The organism is Caballeronia terrestris (assembly GCF_001544515.1).
GTDB lineage: Bacteria > Pseudomonadota > Gammaproteobacteria > Burkholderiales > Burkholderiaceae > Caballeronia > Caballeronia terrestris.
Window position 1 is genome coordinate 38,227 of record NZ_FCOL02000003.1, and the last position, 19,915, is coordinate 58,141.

Annotated in this window: 13 protein-coding genes and 2 pseudogenes; 7 read left to right on the forward strand and 8 right to left on the reverse strand. The window is 63.3% G+C overall.

Going from position 1 to position 19,915, the window contains the following annotated elements; genetic code table 11:
• The 4 genes from AWB67_RS03475 to AWB67_RS03490 all read left to right on the forward strand — a co-directional run bounded on the left by AWB67_RS03475 (position 1) and on the right by AWB67_RS03490 (position 4,671).
• Complete coding sequence (locus AWB67_RS03475; protein ID WP_087655040.1) at positions 1–1,482, forward strand: efflux transporter outer membrane subunit; 1,482 nt, start codon at positions 1–3, stop codon at positions 1,480–1,482.
• A gap of 37 nt (positions 1,483–1,519) precedes the next feature.
• Positions 1,520–2,752, forward strand: coding sequence for an HlyD family secretion protein (locus AWB67_RS03480; protein ID WP_087654848.1), 1,233 nt, complete (start codon positions 1,520–1,522; stop codon positions 2,750–2,752).
• A gap of 54 nt (positions 2,753–2,806) precedes the next feature.
• Positions 2,807–4,360, forward strand: a complete 1,554-nt coding sequence (locus AWB67_RS03485; RefSeq protein WP_087655041.1) for a DHA2 family efflux MFS transporter permease subunit — start codon at positions 2,807–2,809, stop codon at positions 4,358–4,360.
• A gap of 92 nt (positions 4,361–4,452) precedes the next feature.
• On the forward strand, positions 4,453–4,671 hold the full coding sequence (locus AWB67_RS03490) for a hypothetical protein (protein ID WP_087654849.1): 219 nt from the start codon (positions 4,453–4,455) through the stop codon (positions 4,669–4,671).
• Positions 4,672–4,873: 202 nt separating this feature from the next.
• On the opposite strand, the gene AWB67_RS03500 is transcribed toward AWB67_RS03490, so the two are convergent.
• Positions 4,874–5,278 carry a hypothetical protein gene (locus tag AWB67_RS03500; protein ID WP_200822161.1) on the reverse strand — a complete coding sequence of 135 codons (405 nt, stop codon included), beginning with the start codon at positions 5,276–5,278 and terminating at the stop codon, positions 4,874–4,876.
• Between the two features lie 232 nt (positions 5,279–5,510).
• On the opposite strand from AWB67_RS03500, the gene AWB67_RS03505 reads away from it, so the two are divergent.
• From AWB67_RS03505 to AWB67_RS03515, 3 genes are read left to right on the forward strand one after another with little or no spacing between them, the layout of a single operon-like run.
• Complete coding sequence (locus AWB67_RS03505) at positions 5,511–7,847, forward strand: FdhF/YdeP family oxidoreductase (protein ID WP_087655042.1); 2,337 nt, start codon at positions 5,511–5,513, stop codon at positions 7,845–7,847.
• Entirely contained in the window at positions 7,834–9,231 is a 1,398-nt protein-coding gene (locus AWB67_RS03510) for a cytochrome ubiquinol oxidase subunit I (RefSeq protein WP_087654851.1), read from the forward strand. Before AWB67_RS03505 ends, AWB67_RS03510 begins: the two co-directional genes overlap by 14 nt.
• Before the next feature lie 27 nt (positions 9,232–9,258).
• Positions 9,259–10,248: a cytochrome d ubiquinol oxidase subunit II gene (locus AWB67_RS03515; RefSeq protein WP_087654852.1), complete on the forward strand. Its 990-nt coding sequence runs from the start codon at positions 9,259–9,261 to the stop codon at positions 10,246–10,248.
• Between the two features lie 33 nt (positions 10,249–10,281).
• Here AWB67_RS03515 and AWB67_RS03520 read toward each other — a convergent pair.
• From AWB67_RS03520 to AWB67_RS03550, 7 genes and pseudogenes are all read right to left on the reverse strand, one after another.
• A pseudogene (locus tag AWB67_RS03520) lies at positions 10,282–10,908 on the reverse strand (helix-turn-helix transcriptional regulator); the annotation flags it as partial.
• Positions 10,909–11,126: 218 nt separating this feature from the next.
• Entirely contained in the window at positions 11,127–12,071 is a 945-nt protein-coding gene (locus AWB67_RS03525) for an HlyD family secretion protein (RefSeq protein ID WP_087654853.1), read from the reverse strand.
• Positions 12,072–12,087: 16 nt separating this feature from the next.
• Positions 12,088–12,291 carry a DUF1656 domain-containing protein gene (locus AWB67_RS03530; RefSeq protein ID WP_087654854.1) on the reverse strand — a complete coding sequence of 68 codons (204 nt, stop codon included), beginning with the start codon at positions 12,289–12,291 and terminating at the stop codon, positions 12,088–12,090.
• Entirely contained in the window at positions 12,275–13,735 is a 1,461-nt protein-coding gene (locus AWB67_RS03535; RefSeq protein WP_087654855.1) for an efflux transporter outer membrane subunit, read from the reverse strand. Before AWB67_RS03535 ends, AWB67_RS03530 begins: the two co-directional genes overlap by 17 nt.
• Positions 13,732–15,891 carry an FUSC family protein gene (locus AWB67_RS03540; protein WP_087654856.1) on the reverse strand — a complete coding sequence of 720 codons (2,160 nt, stop codon included), beginning with the start codon at positions 15,889–15,891 and terminating at the stop codon, positions 13,732–13,734. The genes AWB67_RS03535 and AWB67_RS03540 overlap by 4 nt, the downstream gene beginning before the upstream one ends.
• A 110-nt stretch (positions 15,892–16,001) precedes the next feature.
• Positions 16,002–17,710 (reverse strand): annotated as a pseudogene (gene poxB / locus AWB67_RS03545) (ubiquinone-dependent pyruvate dehydrogenase).
• Between the two features lie 159 nt (positions 17,711–17,869).
• Positions 17,870–19,549: a tyrosinase family protein gene (locus tag AWB67_RS03550; RefSeq protein WP_143328399.1), complete on the reverse strand. Its 1,680-nt coding sequence runs from the start codon at positions 19,547–19,549 to the stop codon at positions 17,870–17,872.
• Positions 19,550–19,915 lie beyond the last annotated feature (366 nt).

The following is a 19,915-nucleotide window of genomic DNA, read 5'->3' on the forward strand; positions in this document are numbered from 1 at the left end:
ATGAAACATCAATCAAATTCAGGCAGGACGGGTTCGCGGCTCGCGAAGGCAAGCGTCACGCTGATCTTTGCGGCGGTTCTGTCGGCGTGCGCGAACTACGCCGGAATTCACAGCGACAAGGACATGGCGCAGCCGCAGTCGTACGCCACGCAACAGAGCCTGCCTGCCGAAGCCGGTCATTGGCCCGCTGCGGACTGGGCCGAGCAGTTCGGCGACGCGCAACTGAAAGCGCTCCTCGACGAAGCGCTCAAGAGCAGTCCGACGCTCGAACAGGCGCGCTCGCGGGTCGCGGCGGCAGCGGCCTACGGCGAGACCGCGAAGGCGAACACGCTGCCGCAGGTCGGCGCCTCGTATTCGTACTCGCGCCAGCAGTATTCGTCGAATGCGCTCGTGCCGCCGCCCTACGGTGGATCGTGGCAATCGGAGAACAAGGCGCTCGTCTCGGCTTCCTATGATCTCGACTTGTGGGGCAAGAACCGCGAGGCGCTTAAGGCTGCGCTGTCGCAGTTGCAGGCGAGCCAGGCCGATGCCGAAGTCGTCAGGCTCACGCTCGACGAGACCATCGCCCGCGCCTATAACCAGCTCGCGCGGCTCTACGCGCTGCGCGACATCGCGCAGCAGGAGATCGCCCAGCGCGAGACGATCGACCGCATCACGGCGGGCCGCATCGCGACCGGGCTCGACACGGAAGTCGAGCGCAAGACCGCGCAAGCGAACCTCGCGACGAGCCGCGCGTCTCTCGCGGCGCTCGACGGCAGCATCGTCACGACGCGCTATCAGCTCGCAGCACTGCTCGGCGCAGGACCGGACCGGGGGCTCGCGATCGCGCGGCCGGCGCTCGGTATCGGCGACGAAGTGCGTCTGCCTGACAACCTCCCCGCCGATCTCGTGAGCCGCCGTCCGGACATCGTGGCCGCGCGCTGGCGCGTCGATTCGATGACGCACGAGGTGAAGGAAGCGAAGGCCGAGTTCTATCCGGACATCAACCTGAGCGCGGCGATAGGACTCGATGCATTCGGCTTCGGGCGGCTCCTCACGGCGGCGAGCCGCACGATGTCGGCGGGCCCGGCGATCCATCTGCCGATCTTCGAAGGCGGCGCCCTGCGCGCGCAACTGAAGGGCCGCTACGCCGAGTTCGACTACGCGGTCGCCACCTACCACCAGACGCTCGTCACTGCGCTCTCCGAAGTCGCGACCGAGCTCGCGCAAATCCGCTCGACCGACGCGCAACTCGCCGACGCACAGACCGCGCAGTCGGCCGCGGGCCGCGCCGAAGAACTCGCGCTCGTGCAATACAAAGCGGGCCTCACGAACCAGTTGACCGTCCTCAACGCCGAGACGAACGCGCTCGCGGCGGACCAGTCGGTCGCGAATCTGAAGATGAATCGCCGCGACCAGCAGATCGCGCTCGCGGCGGCACTCGGCGGCGGTTACACCGATTCCGCCGACGTCAAAGCCAACCCCGTCGTTGCCGCGCGCTGAAGCGGACACGTCCCACGCACACTCCAGGAGCCATGAAATGAGCGACACGATCACCACCGCGCGGACGGCGGCGGACCAGCCGGCCGAGACGCCAGCGCAAACAAAAAAATCGGGCAAACGCAAACTGCTGCTCTCGCTGCTGGCAGCGGCCATCGTCGTGGCGGGTGCGGGCTACGGCACCTACTACTACACGACGGGACGCTTCCATGAGGAAACCGACGACGCCTACGTCAGCGGCAACCTCGTGCAACTGACGCCGCAAGTGAGCGGCACGGTCGTCGCGGTGAACGCCGACGATACGCAGATCGTCAAAGAAGGCGCGCCGCTCGTGACGCTCGATGCCGCCGACGCCAAAGTGGCGCTCTCCAACGCCGAAGCCACGCTCGGCCAGACGGTGCGGCAAGTGAGCAGCCTCTACGTGAACAACGAGTTCTACGCGGCGACCGTCGCGCAACGCCAGTCCGACCTCGCGCGCGCCAACGACGACCTGAAGCGCCGTCAGGCGGTCGCGGGCACGGGCGCGGTATCGGGCGAAGACATCGCCCACGCGCGCGATGCCGTGAGTTCCGCGCAAGCTGCGCTCGATGCCGTGCGCCAGCAGTCCGAAGCCAATCACGCGCTCACCGACCGCACGTCGATCGAACAGCATCCGAACGTGCAGGCCGCGGCATCGAAGGTGCGCGACGCGTATCTGAGCTACGCGCGCAACACGCTCCCCGCGCCCGTGACCGGCTACGTGGCGCGCCGCTCGGTGCAGGTCGGCCAGCGCGTCGCGCCCGGCACGCCGCTGATGGCGATCGTGCCGCTCGACGGCGTCTGGGTCGACGCGAACTTCAAGGAAGTGCAGCTCGCCCACATGCGCATCGGCCAGCCGGTGACGCTCGTCGCCGACGTGTACGGCTCGAAGGTGAAGTACCACGGGCACGTCGAGGGCTTCTCGGCGGGCACGGGCGCGGCGTTCGCCGTGCTGCCTGCACAGAACGCGACGGGCAACTGGATCAAGGTCGTGCAGCGGCTGCCGGTGCGCATCCGGCTGGATCAGCGCGAACTCGACGCGCATCCGCTGCGCATCGGCTTGTCGATGGTGGCGGAAGTCGAAACGCGCGACACGTCCGGCACGCAACTCGGCGCCGCGACGACGACGTCGTATCGCACGGACGTGTTCAGCAAATACGGCGATGAAGCGGATGCCGAGATCGCGAAGATCATCGGGCAGAACATGCCCGCTGCGCGCACGGTCGCGGCAACTGCAAAGCGCCGCGCGGGTTGATTTTTTTCGCGCAGATATCTGACACGTCAGTCATAGACACTTCAGGTGATTTCGATGAATCCAGTTTCTTCTCCCGCACCGCTCACCGGCGGCAAGCTCGTGCTTGCCACCCTTGCGGTCGCGCTCGCCACTTTCATGAACGTGCTGGATTCGTCGATAGCGAACGTCGCGATTCCGACGATCGCCGGCAATCTCGGTGTCTCCATCGATGAAGGCACGTGGGTCATCACGCTCTTCGCCGCGGCGAACGCGATCGCGATTCCGCTGACCGGCTGGCTGACGCAGCGCGTCGGGCAGATCAAGCTGTTCGTCTGGGCGATCCTGCTCTTCGTGTTGTCGTCGTGGCTGTGCGGGATCGCGCCGAACCTGCCCGTGCTGCTCGTCGCGCGGATTCTGCAAGGCGCCGTCGCGGGGCCGCTGATTCCGCTTTCGCAGGCGATTCTGCTCGGCTCGTACCCGAAGGAAAAGAGCTCGCACGCGCTCGCGCTGTGGGCGATGACGGCGACCGTCGGCCCGATCGCCGGTCCCGCGCTCGGCGGCTGGATCACCGACAGCTACTCGTGGTCGTGGATCTTCTACATCAACATCCCGGTCGGACTGTTCGCCGCGGGCGTCACGTGGGCGATCTATCGCGATCGCGAAACGCCGGTGAAGCGCATTCCCATCGACAAGGTCGGACTGATCTCGCTCATCGCGTGGGTCGGCTCGCTGCAGATCATGCTCGACAAGGGCAAGGACCTCGACTGGTTCAACTCGCCGGTGATCGTGGCGCTCGGCGTGTTCGCGCTCGTGAGTTTCGCGTTCTTCCTGATCTGGGAGTTGACCGAGAAAAACCCCGTGATCGACATCACGCTCTTCAAGGGGCGCAATTTTCTGGGCGGGACCGTGGCGATTTCCGTCGCGTATGCGGTGTTCTTCTCCAATCTCGTGCTGCTGCCCCAATGGATGCAGCAGTATCTGAACTACCGTTCAGTCGATGCCGGGCTCGTCACCGCGCCTCTCGGCATCTTCGCGGTGATCCTCGCACCCGTGATGGGCAAGATCATGCCGAAGTCCGATGCCCGCGTGCTCGCGACGCTCGCGTTCATCGGCTTCGCGGGCGTCTTCCTCATGCGCTCGCACTACACAACGGGCGTCGATACGTGGACGCTCGTCATCCCCACGTTGCTGCAGGGCATTCCGATGGCGCTCTTCTTCGTGCCCCTCACCGCAATCATCCTGTCGGGGTTGCCGCCCGGAAAGATTCCGGCGGCGGCTGGCCTCTCGAACTTCGTGCGGGTGTTCGCGGGCGCCGTGGGCACGTCGCTCGCGAGCACCGGCTGGAACGACCGCACGATCCTTCATCATTCGCAACTCGTCGATCAGTCGAGCGTGCACAACCCGGCTTTCGTCGAATCTTTAAGTTCGCTGCAAGGAGCGCTGGGCGGAGGCACGCCGCAAGCGCTTGCGTTCTTCGAGCGCTCTCTCAATGCGCAGGCCGCCATGCTCGGGCTGAACGATATCTTCTGGCTCTCGGCGGTGATCTTCATCGCGATCATTCCGCTCATCTGGCTTACAAAACCGAGCAAGGGCGCGGGCGCCGGGGCGGCAGGCGCGGGCGGGCATTGAGTCGCGTGCGAATCGAAAAGCGAACGTGCAGCCGCGAAAGATCGTGAACGTTTGCTCGCCGATACTGAACGCAAATAACCCGGAGACCGATCATGAACGCCGTAAAAACAGTACATGTCCGACGTGGCTACGTTGCGGTTTGTCTCGTGATCGGCGCGGTCTGCGTGTTGGCGACGATGGACTATGGCAAGACCATCGATAAGCTGAACGTCGATACGCAATTGCCGCTGGAGCGTCTTGCCGTGGATAGCGAACATGCCGCTGCGGTCAACACCGTTCGTGCGGATGCCCCTGTGCGAGGCATGCCATGATCGATACGCGCCGATGGGTTGCGGAAATGCTCGACGATCGCCGGCTCGTTTGGGAACACGATGCCGGGCGCTGGTCGGTGATAGTGGATGGAAAGCGCCTGGCGAATGATCGCTCGCTCGAATCCGCGATCGATGCCGCGTATGCAATGACACGCGCATTAGCCGCACTGAGCAGGCGCTGATCAGAAACGCGGACGGCGCGTCAATCCTCGCCGGGCACAACGCCCGAAGAAACGAGGCACACAAAAGCCGTCGCCTTCAGCAAGCATTCCACCGAGGAAAGCGCGAATCCCAACGGAAACACGCGGTATTCGGCGGGCAGCCCGAAGGTCATCGCCATCAATCCGATCGTGCAAAGAAACGCGTAGCCGATCCCCGCCGCGCGGCTTCCCGAAAGAACGAAATACACGAGCGCCACGAACAACAGCTTTCCGACGACACACGCGGCCATCTCCGTCACGGTCGGGCTCAGCCAGATTTCGAACGGCAGTTCGCCGAGGGACCATGCGGCTGTCGCGATCACGACGCGTCGCGTCCACGGCCCGAGCGCAGCGAGGTCCTCTGAAACGTCTGTGCGGCTGACTCGTGCATCGTCCAGATATCGCATGGTGTGTCTCCGGTTTGGCTTCGAAATAAGGTGAAGCCATTATTCGGCGGACTCATTCGCCGATCTTTTCCGATCGCGCCAGCCATTTCAAAAACGCACGTTAATCGCTGGTCAGACAAACACGCCCCGCGGCGTGCGAATCCGAAACCGCCGGGCGAATACACAATCCCGCACCGCAGCGGAACGCGATCATCGCCCCATGCTCCTCAATGAAACGGCGAAGGAAACGGACATGGTCAAACGAAAGGAAATACGCATCTACAGCGAGCCTGCAGGCGGCTGGGGGGCGCTCAAGGCAACCGGTGAAGCACTCGCGCTGCAAGGCGTGGCTGTCTCGGGTGCGAAGACGCTCCTGCGGATGAACCAGCCCGAAGGCTTCGACTGCCCCGGTTGCGCTTGGCCCGATCCGAAGCACACGTCATCGTTCGAATTCTGCGAGAACGGCGCGAAAGCCGTCGCATGGGAGGCGACGGCGAACCGCTGCACGCCGGATTTCTTCGCGGCGCACAGCGTTTCGGAACTGACCGCCTGGGACGACTACGACCTCGAAATGGCCGGACGACTCACGCATCCGATGGCCTACGACGACGCCACGGACCGCTATCGGCCCATCGAATGGGAAGACGCGTTCGCGATGATCGCGAGGCATCTGAACGGTCTCGACAGCCCCGATCAGGCCGACTTCTATACGTCGGGCCGCGCGTCGAACGAAGCCGCGTTCCTGTATCAAGTGTTCGTGCGCGAGTTCGGCACCAACAACTTTCCCGACTGCTCGAACATGTGCCACGAAGCGACGAGCGTCGGGTTGCCGGAATCGATCGGTGTCGGAAAGGGCACGGTGCTGCTCGAAGACTTCGAACACGCCGACGCGATCTTCATCTTCGGCCAGAACCCAGGCACCAATAGTCCGCGCATGATGAGCGACTTGCACAGCGCGTCGCGGCGCGGCGCGAAAATCGTGTCGTTCAATCCGTTTCGCGAGCGCGCGCTGGAGCGCTTCGCATCGCCGCAGAATCCGGTGGAAATGGCGACACTCGGCTCCACGCAGATCAGTTCGTTCCTATATCAAGTGCGCGTGGGCGGCGACGTCGCGGTGCTCAAGGGCATGATGAAAGCCATCGTCGAAGCCGACGATGCCGCGCTCGCCGCGAATCTGCCGCGCGTGCTCGACATCGATTTCATCGATGCGCATACGCACGGCATCGACGCCCTCCTCGAAGACCTGCGCAACACGAGCTGGGACGCGATCGTGCCGCAGTCGGGCCTGACGCGCGCCGATATCGAGAACGCCGCGAACATCTACATGCAGGCGAAGAACGTGATCCTCGTCTACGGCATGGGTCTCACGCAGCATCATCGCGGAACCGAAACCGTGCAGCAGATCGCGAACCTCGCGCTCCTGCGCGGCAACATCGGGCGGCCGGGAGCGGGCGTGTGTCCGGTACGCGGCCATTCGAACGTGCAGGGCAACCGCACGGTCGGCATCACGGAGAAGCCTTCGCCGCAACTCATCGACGGCATCGAGCGGGCGTTCGGGTTTCGGCCGCCCGTTTCGCACGGCCATGACGTAATCGCCGCGATCGATTCGATGATGCATGGTGACGCCAAAGTGTTCGTCGCGCTGGGCGGCAACTTCGCGGCCGCCGTGCCGGACTGGGTCCGCGTGCAGGCGGCGATGCGCAAGCTCGACCTGACGGTTCACATCGCGACGAAGCTCAATCGCAGTCACCTCGTGCACGGCAAAGATGCGCTGATTCTGCCGTGCCTCGGCCGCACCGAGATCGACATCCAGGCTGACGGCCCGCAATCGATTACGGTGGAAGATTCGATGTCGATGGTGCATGCGTCCGGTGGCCGCAATCAACCAGCGTCGCCGCATCTGAAGAGCGAACCGGCGATTGTCGCGGGCATCGCGCGCGCGACGCTTGGGCCCGATTCGCACGTGCGTTGGGAGCATCTGGTCGAGAGCTACGACCGCATTCGCGATGCGATCGAAATCGTCTATCCGATCTTCGAGCGCTACAACGAGCGGATTCGTGAACCCGGCGGTTTTCATTTGACGTCGACCGCCCGCGAGCGTGTCTGGATGACGCCGACCGGACGCGCGAACTTCCTCGTGTTCGAAGGCCTCGACGAAGACCCGTCGCACGACGATCCGGACACGCTGCGCCTCACGACGATGCGCAGCCACGACCAGTACAACACGACGCTCTATTCGCATTCCGACCGCTATCGCGGCGTGTTCGGCCAGCGCGACGTCGTGTTCATGAACGCGCGCGAATGGCAGAAGCGCAACGTGCATCCGGGCGAGCGCGTCGATATCATTGCGGTCTCGAAGGATGGCATCGAGCGGGTCATTCGCGGCTTCAAGGCCGTCGAGTACGAACTGCCCGATGGATGTTGCGGCGCGTATTACCCGGAAGCTAATCCGCTCGTTCCGCTCCATGCGTTCGATGCCAAGAGCCGCACGCCGTCGTATAAATCCGTGCCGGTGAAGGTCGTGCGCAGCGCCGCGGTTAAAGACACGCAGCGCGCGGCGGTCGAAGGAGATCAGCATGCATATCAGTGACGTCCTCGACCTGTCGCGCGCGCAGTTCGCGATGACAGCGATCTTCCACATCCTGTGGCCCATCCTCACGATCAGCCTCTCGGCGTTTCTCGTGCTCGTCGAAGTGCTGTGGCTCAGGACCGGCAACGTCATGTATTACCGGCAGGCGCGCTTCTGGAGCAAGCTGCTCGTGCTGAACTTCGCGGTCGGCGTGGTGAGCGGCATTCCGATGGAATTTCAATTCGGCACCAACTGGGCCGGATTCTCCGAATACAGTGGACAGTTCTTCGGCAACATCCTCGGCTTCGAAGGTGCGATGGCCTTCATGCTCGAAGCGGGATTCATCGGCGTGATGCTGCTCGGCTGGGGACGCGTGCCGCGCGGCGTGCATCTGTTCGCAACCGCGATGGTCGCGCTCGGCTCCAGCATCTCCGCGTTCTGGATCATGGTCGCGAATTCGTGGATGCAGACGCCGGCCGGCGTCTCGGTCGTGGATGGCAAGATCATCGTGACCGATTACTTTGCGGCCATCTTCAACCTCGACATGGTCTGGGGCGTGTCGCACATGTCGGTCGCCGCGATCGAGACCGGCATGTTCGTGATCGCCGGCATCTCCGCGTGGAATCTGTTCAAGCGACGCCAACCCGAGTTCTTTGTGCGTTCGTTCAGGATCGCGCTGCTCGTGCTCGTGGTGGTCGCCCCGCTGCAAATCTGGCTCGGCGATTCGAGCGGCGGCAGCGTGTTCGAGACGCAGCCCGCGAAGGGCGCGGCCATCGAAGGGCATTGGGAAACCAACAAGCCGGGCACGGGCGCGTCGTGGTCACTGCTAGCCTGGCCGGATCAGAAGGCGCAGCACAACGACTGGTCGATAGAAGTGCCCGGCGTGCTGAGCGTGCTCGCGACGCATTCGCTGCATGGCGAAGTGAAGGGTCTCAAGGAGTTCGCACCCGTTGACCAGCCGCCGATGCTGCCGCTCCTTTACTACGCGTTTCGCGTGATGGCGGGCATCGGCTTTCTTTTCATGGTGCTCGCATTCTGGACCGCTTATGTGATGCGCAAGGCGCGCGGCAGTGTCGAGCGGTTGCTTGAACAGCGCAAGCTGCTGCTTGCCTGGGTGCTGTGCATACCGCTGCCTTATGTCGCCGTCGAGGCGGGCTGGATCGTGCGCGAAGTCGGGCGGCAGCCTTGGGTCGTCTATGGATTGCTGCGCACGAAGGATGCGGTTTCGGTCGTGCCGGCGTCATCGGTGACGATGAGCATGATGATGTTCTTCGCCTTCTACGTCGTGCTGCTCGGCACGTTCTTCGTGCTCGCACGGAAGTGGTTGCGTGCCGGACCCGACCTTACGCTGGTTCCGCCCGCCGACATCGCGGCGCGCACTGCGCCCGCGGTCGGCGAGTACTAGCTCACTCTTTCATCGCGAGGTCATTTCATGGACAGTTCGACTCACACGCTACTCGCCCTCACCTGGTTCGGCCTGATCGGCCTGATGCTGGTGTTCTACGTCGTCACCGATGGCTTCGATCTCGGCATCGGCATTCTCAGCCTGCTCAGGAAGCGCCGCGAGGATCACGACGTCATGGTGCAGACGATCGGCCATGTCTGGGACGCGAACGAGACCTGGCTCGTCGTGCTAGGCGGTGCGCTCTTCGGCGCTTTCCCTTCGGCGTATGCGTTCCTGATGCAGGATTTATACTTGCCGGTGATGGTGCTCATCGCGGGGCTGATCATGCGGGGCGCTGCGATCGAATTCCGGCATAACGTCACGCACGGTCCGGTTTGGGACAAGGTCTTCGGGATCGGCAGTCTCGTGGCGGCCGTCGCGCAGGGCGTGATACTCGGCAAGGTCATCACAGGCCTCGCGCCGGGTGCGATGAGCGGCGTGTTCGTCGCGGTCACGGCGATCGGCGTAGTGGCCGGCTATTCACTGCTCGGCTCGACATATCTCGTGAAGAAGACCGTCGGGTCGATCGAGCAATGGGCGCGGCGGCTTTCGCTGTTGAGCGCGTTCTTCACGGTCGCAGCCGCTGTGCTGCTGACCGGCGCGACGTGGTTCTTTAGCGCGGTCGGCCAGGATCGCTGGGCGCAGCCCGGCGTGTTTCATCTGCTGATCGCGGTGGGACTTGCTTCCGCGCTCGCTGTCGCACTCGTCTTTGCGTCGCTGTATCTGGGCAGTTCTCGCGGACCCTTCCGTGCATCGGTTGCGCTTTTTGTGCTCTCGTTCACCGGCCTCGCGATCAGTCTTTTTCCCGACTTCATTCCGGGCAAACTCGGTATCGTCGAAGCAGCTTCGGATTCGCCGACGCTCGTGTTCATGTTGATCGGTATCGGGCTGATCTTTCCGGTGATGATCGGCTACAACCTCTACCAGTACCACATCTTCCGTGGCAAGGTGCTCACGGGATCGCATGCGGGTGAGTGAATTCAAACGCGTTGCAAACGAATTGCCGGGCGGTCATGCATCTGCATGCCGCCCGGTTCCGTTTGACCACCGCTCGCTCTTCACCTTCGTTCGCCAGCGATAAGGCGTCTCGCCGACAAGGCGCTTGAACACCGTCGTGAAGTGAGCCTGCGAGCGGAACGGCAGCTCAGCGCGATATCGATCACTGGATGCTTCGATTCGAGCAGCAAATGCTGCCTACGTTCGATCCGGCGTCGCAGCAGAAACTCATGGGGACGCGCTCCCGTCGCGCGGCGAAATTGCGACGCGAAATGCCCGGCGCACCGCGCGTCTTCTGCGCAGCGGTGAAGTGCCGCACGACGACACGCGATACGATCGCGAGACTCACGCTGTCGGTGAATAGCTTGCCGAGCGCGGCGACGTCCGAATGCGCGACGGCCAGCGCCTCGCCAAGCGGTTCGAGCGCGAGGTCACGCACGAGATTCGCATCGTCAATACGGATCACGCCCGAACGCGGACGATCGATGAGATCCTCGAAGCACTCCTTCAATGCATTGTCCGATACGACAGATACAGCACGTCCGCCGGCGATTCGAACACGGCGCGGCATGGCACGCCCGGCGCGGTGATCTGGGCGGCGCCTGCGGGCACGCGTCCGCGAACGAGCGTCCTGCCCGCGTGTCGGTGAAGCATTGCGCATGTAGGGACGGCGGGCTGATCATGATCAGTCATCCGACACGGTGAAGGGATTGAAACGTATCGCAACGCATGACCGCGAACCATCCCTACAAACGGTTGCCCGGCCTCATATCAAGGTTCAGACAAACGTGCAATCACACTGCAATCCCGCCGCGTCTCGCATCGAACGGACTATACGAACGTAAGACGTCCCGCCTCGCTCAAGGCCGTAGTGTGACCGTGCAGGTCATCCCCATCGCGAGCTTGACGCCCACGGGAACATCGTCGAGATGCACGCGCACCGGCACGCGTTGCGCGAGACGCACCCATGTGAAGATCGGATTGACGTCAGCGAGCAAGTCGCCGCTGGTCGGGTTGTCGCGGTCCGCGATGCCGCTCGCGAGACTGTCGACGTGTCCCCGAATATCCTTGCCGCCCGACAGCAACCGCACCACTGCGCGATCGCCGACATGCACGGCGGGCAGCTTCGTTTCCTCAAAATACGCGTAGACCCAGAAAGAGTGCGAATCGATCAGCGCCATGCGCGCGACGCCGGCCGTTGCAAAATCACCGGGGTAGAGATTCAGGTTAGTGATGTAGCCGTCGGCGGGCGCGCGGACTTCGCTGCGCGTGAGATTAAGCTCGGCCGTCTGTTGCGCGACCACCGCGGCCTTGTACGTGGCCTCCGCTGCGTCGTAGGCGGCGACATCGGCGGAATAGGTGGACGCCGACTCCTTCGCGATCGATGCCGAATCGGCACGATTCTCATCGGAAATCACATCGCCGGCGAGCGTCGCGCGGCGCGCCGCCTGTGCGCGCTTCATCGAAAGATCGGAGCTGCTCGCGGCCATCTGCGCCCTCGCCTGCGCCATCTGCGCCTGCGCGCGCTGCAGGTCGGCATCGGCCTGCGCGACCGCGTAGTGAAAGCGCGCCGGGTCAAGAATAAACAGGATGTCGCCACGGCGAACGAGCTGGTTGTCCCGCACACGGACCTCGCTCACGAGACCCGAGACATCGGTCGAAACCTGAACTACCTCTGCTCGCACGCGGCCGTCGCGCGTCCACGGCGAGTACATATAATTCACCCACAGCGTGCGAACGAGCAATACGGCTATGAGAAGCATAGTCAGCGTAAAGCTGGCGCGCAGGATGGATTGCGTTTTCATTGTCGTTAACGAACGGTCATTGATTGAGCAGCAAGGAAACGCCGCTGAACATCGCTGCGAACAGCGCCACGCGAAAGAGGCTCGGATGCCACGTGTAGCGATAGACGCCGACCTTCGCGAGCACCAGATCGAGCAGAATGAACAGCAGCACGCAACCGATCAAAATCGGCAGCAAGCCCGGCACGAGTAGCGAAAGAAAAAAATCAATCTCGCCGGACATCGTCTGCTCCTTTCGATGACGCGAAACCACCGCCCAGTTCCTTCATCAGGAGCGCCCACGCATCGAGGCGTTTCGCCTGAATCTGCGCGAGGCTCTCCTCTTGCTGCAACTGCGCGTTTTGGGCCGCCAGCACGTTAAGGAACTCGGTGATGCCGTTACGATACCCCTCGTGCGCGAGACGATAGGAACGGCGCGCGGAATCGAGCGTGCCGTCCACCGACGCCTGCTGCTCGTCGAGCGAACGCAGTGACACGACCTGCGCCGCCACCGACTGCATCGCGTTGACGACGGTCTGGTTATACGCATCGACAGCGGCATCGCGCGAGGACACCGCGACGCCATACGTGCCGCGCCGCCTGCCTCCGTCGAAGATCGGCAGCGAGATCGCCGCCCCGAATCCGTGGCCGATGCCGTCGCTGTTCAGGAAGTTTAGGAAGCCGCCGAACGTCGTCGCCGAGCCGAGCGATGCGGTTGCGAGCAGGTTGATGTCGGGATAGAAATCGGCGTGCGCGGCATCGATGCTCTTGTCCGACGCCAGCACGCGCCAGCGATCCGCCACCACATCCGGGCGATGTCCGACGAGTTCGGCTGGCAGCGTCGCGGGCAGCGTGACCGGCATGTTCTGCGCGAGGCTCGGACGCGTCAGCGAATCGCCGTAGCCCGGTCCTTTTCCTGCTAGCCCCGCGATGCCGATGCGGCTGAGCGCGAGCTGCTGCTGCGCTTCTTGTACACGCGTCGTGCTCATCGATAGCTGCGTCGTCGCCTGGCTGACTTCGAGCTGGCTGCCGATGCCCGCCCGCAAGCGGCGCGTCGCGATATCGAGCGCGCGGCGTTCCTCGTCCTGCACCGAACGGTAGACGTCGAGCAGCGCGTATTGCAATGAGAGTTGCACGTAGCTGCGCACGACCGCTGTTTGTAATTCGACTTCAGTGAAGCGCGCGTCCGCTGCGGTAGCCCGCACGGTATCGAGCGCGCCTTCGCGGATCGCGCGCTGCTTGCCCCATAGATCGAGGTCGTACGAAAGATCCGCCGATGCCGTGTTGCTCCACACCGTCGTGCCGCCCGGTGGCGCCGCCGTCGTGTAGCGTGCGTAGCGCCTGCGCTGGAAATCGCCGGTCGCGTTCAGATGCGGCAGTTCGCTCGCGCCCGCAATTTGCGCCTGATACGTCGCCGTGTCGATGCGCTCCTCGACCGCGCGCAGGCCCGGGCTGCCGGCGGTCGCGTCGTCGACGAGCCTGTCGAGCTGCGGGTCGTTCCATTGCCGCCACCAGCCGCTTGCGGGCCAATTCGCATCACGTTGCGTCGCGCGAATCGCGGCGCCTGCATCGAGCGTCGCGGGGTCGATCATCGACTCGTGTGTGTGGATGCCGCCGCTGTCGATGCATGCGCTCAGCAGCAGCGCGCATGCCATCGTCGGCCATGCAAGGAAGCGCCGCGCGCTCATGCCACCCTCCCCGTCGCCTGCTTCAAAGGCAGTGTGTCGTCCTGCAGCGTCATCTGCGCGAAATGCAGCAGCGCGCGCATGCGATAACGCGTGCGCAGCGCGGCATCGACAGCCGTCTCGCGCGGAAACGGCAGCGCCAGCAACGCGCGCCGCGTCGCTTCGAGCGCGCGCTCGGCGGCCTGCGGCGTGACCGATGCGAAGACCTCCGCCAGTGCCGCGAGCCACTCGTGCTCGGCATCGGACCATACGGCGGGCAGCGCGTCGCCAAGTTGCTTCGTGTCGAGCCGCATCTGGATCATCGCCCGCCCGATCTCCAGCGCAGCGAACGCCCGTCCGATCAATCGTGCGCGATCGACGCGTGGATCCGCCGGCGCCGATGCGATCTGGACGATGAAATCGCGCAGGCTCCGTTCGAACGTGTAGAGAAGATCGTCGAGGGCGCCCTCGCACGCCATGTGCGCGACGAGTCCGCGAATCTGCTTCAGGTATTGCGCCGAGATCCAGTCCCCCGCGCGCGGCACGATGACCGAGAACGCGATGGCCGCCGTCGCGATGCCGAGCAGCAACGCAAAGCCGGTATCGAGGTAGGCGCTGGGGTTGTAGACGGTCGGATTCGAAATGCCGACAATGAAGCAGAAATAGATGCTGAAGCCGAGCCCGAGCGTCGCCGTTTTCGTGAACGTGTTGAGATAGCTGCCGATCATCACGAAAATCGCGATTGTCGCCGCGAGCAACTCGAAACCCACGAGTTGCGGCAGCAGGAAAAAGTTGAACACGAAGCCGGCGACCGTGCCCGCGAGGCAGCCGCCGAAAATCTGCCAGCTCGCGCCGGCCGGGTTGGGAACGAGCGCGAACAGCGCGCTCGTGATGGAGACCGCGATAATCGCCGTCGATCCGCCGACCCAGCCCGACGCGAGCCACGCCCCGCCGACCAGCAGCACAGCGGTGGCCGCGCGCAGGCCGGCGATCGTCGCGGCGATGCGGTTCGCCGTCGCGCGCGTCCTGCCAATGCGCGTGATCGCCTGAATCACGGACTGTGACCACGGACGATCATCGGAGGTGCGGGCCGCGATGTAGCCGCCGCATAGCACGCGCAGATCGGCGATCGAAGCCTGCAGCGCCGAGCCGGTCGTCGCGACAAACTGGCGCTGATGCGGCGTGAGGTCCGCGAGCGATTGCAAGAGACGGCCAAGACGCACAGGCAGATCCGCTTCAAGCGCGGCGAGCCGGCGCGACATCGTCTCGACGTCTTCGAGCGTTAGGAGCTTTTCAGGCACGACGTCGAGCAGCAAGCCGATGAGTTCTTCCACTGCCGCTGCCGCACGCGGATCGGCATCGGCGGCGGCGCTTGCTTGCGTCTGATGCAGCGCGTGAATCCACGCGACGGTATCGATAAAGCTTCGGTCGATATCGAGGAAGACGTGATTCTGCAGCCGCATCGACGGGTCTTCGAAAACCGCGCCGCTGCGCAGGCTCTCCAGGCTCGAACGCTCCACGATCAGGCCGACGAACGTATCGAAGCCGGCGTTGGCACTCTTTCCATCGAGCATCGAATGGATCGCGCCGAGGAGATTCGTGAAGTTCTTGCGGCTCGATTCGAACAGCGCCGGCGTCACGCGCTGCGGAAAAACCAGCGCGCTGACGAGACACGCGCATGCCACTCCGATCACGACTTCGCTGACGGTGTAGACCATGTTGTCGAACACGCCGTACGGATTCGACCACACCGGTATCGCGGTGATCGCGGTACCGTAGCCCGTCAGCACGAAACCGTACGACTGGAAGTTGCGGTAGTACGACGCGCCGAACACGCACACGCCGATCCACGCCGCCAGCGCGCCGAGGAACAGCACCGGCTGCTGCGGAAACAGCGCAATGAGCACGAGGCCCGCAAGGCTACCGAGCACCATGCCGAGCCCGCGATAGAAGCCGCGTGCGATCACCATGCCGCTCTGCTGATGGATCATCACGATGACGCTCGAGACCATCGCCGTGGCTGGCGTGCGCAGTTCCAGCCGCATGCACAACCCCATGGCGAGCGTCATCGCGACGGCCACCTTCGCGATATGCGCGAAGCGTGGCGCGTCGTCGTGCCAGTACGTCTTGAGTTGGTCCTGAAAGCGCGGCGGAGCCGCGCTGTCCGCTTGCAGGTTCATTGGGGCACTCGCCGGTTGCAGATTTCGTCAGTGACAAGTCTGCGTCGGTTGTGCCCGGCGGGTTGTCGCAATCGCACGCTTTTTACGCGCGATCACGGCCAATGTTGCGCTTAACGCAGGTTGGTGCGCCCCAGTTCGACGATCTCGTCGCCACGACCGCTCATGATCGCGCGCAGCAGGTAGAGGCTGAAGCCCTTGACCTGCTCCGACTTGATCGTCGGCGGCATTGCGAGCTCGTGCTTCGACGTGACGACGTCCACTACCGCCGGCCCCGGGTGATCGAACGCCTGTCTGAGCGCCCCCGCGACGTCCTCCGACTCCTCCACGCGAATGCTGAAGATGCCCGCACCGTGCGCGATGGCTGCAAAGTCCGTCTTGCTGAGGTCGACGTTGGTATCGAGGTAGCCGGCCGCCTTCAGTTCCATCGATACAAAACCGAGCAGGCTGTTGTTGTACACGACGACCTTGATCGGCAGATCGAGCTGACGCGCGGTGAGCAGGTCGCCGAGCAGCATCGACAATCCGCCATCGCCCGAGAGCGACACGACCTGCCGTCCCGGATGCGCTCCCTGTGCGCCGAGTGCCTGTGGCATCGCGTTCGCCATCGAGCCATGATTGAACGAGCCGTGCAGTTGACGCTTGCCGTTCATCGTCAGATAGCGTGCGGCCCAGATGGTCGGTGTGCCGACGTCGGCGGTAAAGATCGCGTCGTCGCTGGCAGTTTCGTCAGGTATTGCGGATGGATCGGGCGGCCCGCGCCCGAGGGCGTCGCGAGATCGTCGAGCCCTTTGCGCGCCGTCGCATAGTGCTTGCGCGCGTTGTCGATGAAGCCGCGGTCCGTCTTGCGCGTCAGCTTCGGCAGGACCGCGGCGACGGTCTCCTTGACCGTGCCCACGAGTCCAAGCGCCAACGGTGCGCGATGGCCGAGCTGCGAGCCCTTCCAGTCGATCTGGATGATCTTCGCGTCAGCCGGATAAAAGGGGCGGTACGGGAAATCGCAGCCGAGCAGGAGCAGCGTGTCGCACGACATCATCGCGTGATAGCCCGAGCTGAAGCCGATCAGCCCCGTCATGCCCACGTCGTAAGGATTGTCGTATTCGATGAACTGCTTGCCGCGCAACGCGTGCACCACGGGCGCGCCGAGTGTATCGGCGAGCGCGACCACTTCGTCGTGCGCGCCCTGTGTGCCGCTGCCGCACATGATCGTGACCGCATCGGAGCCGTTCAACATGGCCGCGAGCCGGTCGAGATCTGTCTCAGCGGGCAGGATGCGCGGGGGCGCGCTCCCAGTCCACGACGGCGCCTCGGCCGGTCCGTCCGCCAATGCCACGTCGCCCGGCAGCACGATCACCGCGACGCCGCGTTCCTCGATCGCCGTGCGCATCGCGCGTGCGAGGACGCGCGGAAACTGCGCCGCCGACGACACGACTTCCACGTAATGGCTGCACTCCTTGAAGAGTTCCTGCGGATGCGTTTCCTGAAAATAGCCGAGCCCGATTTCCGTCGACGGAATGTGCGCCGCAATCGCGAGCACAGGCTGGTGATTGCGATGGCAATCGAAAAGGCCATTGATCAGGTGCAGATTTCCGGGTCCACAGCTTCCGGCACAGACCGCTAGGCGGCCGGTCGAAGCTGCGTCGGCGCCGGCGGCGAATGCAGCCGCTTCTTCGTGACGCGTGTGCATCCAGCGGATCGTTCCCGCCTGATCGAGGCTGTACGCAAGGCCGTTGAGGCTGTCGCCCGTCACGCCCCAGATGCGCTCGACGCCCGCAGCAGCAAGCGTGCCGGCCAGATAGCCGGCGATCGTCGTCTTCGTCATGCTCTTCTCCTTTCCACGGTGGATGAGAAGCGACCGGGGCGGCCGGTCGCGATGACGTAGAGTAAAAGAGATGCGGGGGATTTGTCCTGAAGGGGGGCTTACAGTGCCTTGACGCGTGTAACAAACGAGATCGGGGATTGCCCCCGATCTCGCGCCGTATCAATACGGAATGTCGTTGCGCCCCGGCTTTTGCGGCTTCGACACGACAAACGGTGCGTCGGTGGACAACTCGACGCGCATCTCGCCGATCGCGATCACCTGGCCTTTCGGCGCCGTGGTGCCATCGACCCGCACGAGCGAGATCACATGCTCACGCGAAGCCTTGACACGCCCTTTGACAAGCGCGGCCGTTGCCGGATATTCCAGCGTGACCGAGCCGTGATGCGCGGCGCTCGCGATCTCGAAAGCCCCCAGCGTGCCGATGTAATACTTCGACCCGACCACGTCGATATCCGCGTTGTCTGGCAGGTCCATATAGACGTTATAGAAGTAACCGCCCATCGCTCCCGCAGCCGAAATCGCGAGTTTGTCGAACACGACCTTCACCGACCTGTAGCGCTTTGTCGCTTTCTGGGCATTCGTGGTTGCCGCCGGGGCCACGGTGGAATCACTGGCGGTCGAGTTGGTGGTCGAGGTCGTCGCTACGACATCCGGAAAGTCCGAGGTGGTCGTCGAAATCACGTTGTCGATCGTCTGGACCGAGGCCGCTTCAGCCGTGACGAGCACGCTGACCGACTGCGTACCCAGCGCGACGTTCTTCACGCCACCGATCGAACGTGTATCCGCGCTGATATCAGTCGCCGGCACCGCGGTGTAACTCGTCACGACAGGCGGCCGCTTCAGGGATCGCGAACTGCTCGCCTGCACCCGGATGATACGGCCAACCTGCGCTTGCGGCGGCAGCACCAGCGGCCGGGTCGCGTTCGCATAATCGTAAGCGGTTCTGTAAGGCGCTGTCGTGCCCGACCTGCGCGGCGAATACGTCTGTACCTTCGGCATCGTCATGCCGGGCGCGTACACGAACGGCTCGGGGCCTGTCGTCGTCCAGTAGGGCGAAGTCGATACCGGCATCGTCCGGCCGTCGGGCAGCGCCCAGGCGTGCCACAGCCGGTCGACGTTGCAATGGTGCAGGTAAAAAATCGGATCGGTCGGCGACGTCATCTGCGACATCACGTTGCCGATGATGTTGTGAATCGGATTGTGCGGACGCGTTTCGAAACGCTCTTCGAACGAATTGACCGTGCCGCGCTGGAAGTTCACCGTCGAGGCTTGAAATGGTGTCAGGTCCAGCGCGCTGTAGACGTTCGTGTTCACGCGGGGCACGTAGAGCGGATTGCCGCTCATGGGGTCGGTAAACTCGCTCGGGATGGTTGGATTCGTGTACCAATCCCAGTAAGGCAATGTCAAGTCCGAACGGATTGAAATTATCTTTAGTTGCCGCTCGAAATACCACATATACCCCCGATGCCAAGCGAGAAAATAGGGCAGTTTATGGGGACAGTAATTGACGTGCACATTGACCCAATACAGCCATGAGTTCGGGTCGTTCGCGTTAAGGTTGGCCCGCATCTTGCCAATTGTGTCCATGAAGACACCGTATTGCCAAGTGGTTTTGTATTGCTGCCACTCGAGGCGTATCGGGTTCCCCGTTTGGCCAAAGCTCGGTAGCGCAGCGAGAGACAATGCCGAGGCGGCTCCCCCCAGGAACGTTCGTCGGTCAAGTTTTAAATGGCTCATGAAATTTCTCCAGTAGTAGCCCTGGTCAAACAATGAATGCACCTGAACACCCTGAAAACGCGGTGTTTTTTGATCGTGGTGATGTTTTTGGCTATGGCGCAAGCGAAGTTTTTCGCCTGGCTCGGTGGATAACGATTGCGCAAACGCGCAACACGAGAGTTGAACGGTTCGCGAGACTAAAGGTCGTCTCGGCCGCGAAGTTGATAAGGAAATCTACTTCAAGCGGCGCCCATATTAACGTGCGCTGTCGCACATGTTTCGTAGGATAATCTGACGAAATAAATCGGGCCACTCCGCATCTGAAATAAACCCTGACCATGAGTTGATTCGCTTACGTTATTTACCGCCGTCGCCGGTTAAGAAGGCGGATTCAAGCGGGGCTAAACGGCCATTACAGCGTGGATCGAAGGGTTAATGAAACCCGGTTCCCCCAGCCTGCAATTTTCCATAGTGGATTGTCCGTGAGGA